Origin of the sequence: Acinetobacter sp. BSP-28 (genome assembly GCF_044130285.1) — a bacterium.
Taxonomy (GTDB): Bacteria; Pseudomonadota; Gammaproteobacteria; order Pseudomonadales; family Moraxellaceae; genus Acinetobacter.
Genome location: NZ_JBIQOB010000063.1, coordinates 1 through 2,060 on the forward strand (window position 1 = coordinate 1; position 2,060 = coordinate 2,060).

At 49.6% G+C, this 2,060-nt stretch carries 2 tRNA genes and 1 rRNA gene; all 3 read right to left on the reverse strand.

The window, feature by feature from the left end:
* Positions 1-91 precede the first annotated feature (91 nt).
* A tRNA-Ala gene (locus ACE01R_RS17650) sits at positions 92-167 on the reverse strand.
* 48 nt (positions 168-215) lie between these two features.
* A tRNA-Ile gene (locus ACE01R_RS17655) sits at positions 216-292 on the reverse strand.
* Positions 293-353: 61 nt separating this feature from the next.
* Positions 354-1,891, reverse strand: a 16S ribosomal RNA gene (locus ACE01R_RS17660).
* Between the last annotated feature and the right edge of the window lie 169 nt (positions 1,892-2,060).

A 2,060-nucleotide genomic window follows, 5' to 3' on the forward strand; every position in this document is an offset into this window, starting at 1 on the left:
TTCTTACTAAGCTCTATAAGCTATCTAGCTGTTTGTATGTTTCTTAGCTCATCTTACGTTTGCTTGATCATTTCAAGATCAATGTAAGTGATGGTGGAGACTAGGAGAGTCGAACTCCTGACCTCCTGCGTGCAAAGCAGGCGCTCTACCAACTAAGCTAAGTCCCCAGCTTATCAATAAGTCAATGTTTCTGATTTTCCGTACTTCGTCAGTAGTGGTGGGTCTGACAAGACTTGAACTTGTGACCCCACGCTTATCAAGCGTGTGCTCTAACCAACTGAGCTACAGACCCTCAGATACATCGTCATGAAGAACAACTTGTTGTGGATTCTTACCGGTCGTCAATCTTTCGTTAAGGAGGTGATCCAGCCGCAGGTTCCCCTACGGCTACCTTGTTACGACTTCACCCCAGTCATCGGCCACACCGTGGTAAGCGTCCTCCTTACGGTTAGACTACCTACTTCTGGTGCAACAAACTCCCATGGTGTGACGGGCGGTGTGTACAAGGCCCGGGAACGTATTCACCGCGGCATTCTGATCCGCGATTACTAGCGATTCCGACTTCATGGAGTCGAGTTGCAGACTCCAATCCGGACTACGATCGGCTTTTTGAGATTAGCATCCACTCGCGTGGTAGCAACCCTTTGTACCGACCATTGTAGCACGTGTGTAGCCCTGGTCGTAAGGGCCATGATGACTTGACGTCGTCCCCGCCTTCCTCCAGTTTGTCACTGGCAGTATCCTTAAAGTTCCCGGCATAACCCGCTGGCAAGTAAGGAAAAGGGTTGCGCTCGTTGCGGGACTTAACCCAACATCTCACGACACGAGCTGACGACAGCCATGCAGCACCTGTATCAGAGTTCCCGAAGGCACCAATCCATCTCTGGAAAGTTCTCTGTATGTCAAGACCAGGTAAGGTTCTTCGCGTTGCATCGAATTAAACCACATGCTCCACCGCTTGTGCGGGCCCCCGTCAATTCATTTGAGTTTTAGTCTTGCGACCGTACTCCCCAGGCGGTCTACTTATCGCGTTAGCTGCGCCACTAAAGCCTCAAAGGCCCCAACGGCTAGTAGACATCGTTTACGGCATGGACTACCAGGGTATCTAATCCTGTTTGCTCCCCATGCTTTCGTACCTCAGCGTCAGTATTAGGCCAGATGGCTGCCTTCGCCATCGGTATTCCTCCAGATCTCTACGCATTTCACCGCTACACCTGGAATTCTACCATCCTCTCCCATACTCTAGCTTCCCAGTATCGAATGCAATTCCTAAGTTAAGCTCAGGGATTTCACATCCGACTTAAAAAGCCGCCTACGCACGCTTTACGCCCAGTAAATCCGATTAACGCTCGCACCCTCTGTATTACCGCGGCTGCTGGCACAGAGTTAGCCGGTGCTTATTCTGCGAGTAACGTCCACTATCCTAGAGTATTAATCTAAGTAGCCTCCTCCTCGCTTAAAGTGCTTTACAACCAAAAGGCCTTCTTCACACACGCGGCATGGCTGGATCAGGGTTCCCCCCATTGTCCAATATTCCCCACTGCTGCCTCCCGTAGGAGTCTGGGCCGTGTCTCAGTCCCAGTGTGGCGGATCATCCTCTCAGACCCGCTACAGATCGTCGCCTTGGTAGGCCTTTACCCCACCAACTAGCTAATCCGACTTAGGCTCATCTATTAGCGCAAGGTCCGAAGATCCCCTGCTTTCCCCCGTAGGGCGTATGCGGTATTAGCAGCCGTTTCCAACTGTTGTCCCCCACTAATAGGCAGATTCCTAAGCATTACTCACCCGTCCGCCGCTGAATCCAGGAGCAAGCTCCCTTCATCCGCTCGACTTGCATGTGTTAAGCCTGCCGCCAGCGTTCAATCTGAGCCATGATCAAACTCTTCAGTTTAAAATCAATAGTGCTTTATTCAAAGCACCAAATCTGGCTCATCAATTTTCTGACAAATATTTCTCAAATAAACTTCGAGTAATTTCTACCATCAATCAATGAAAATAATTTCGATCAATCAACCAGTAAAAATCCACACAAGTTGTTCTTCATAATCTCTTAATGATCT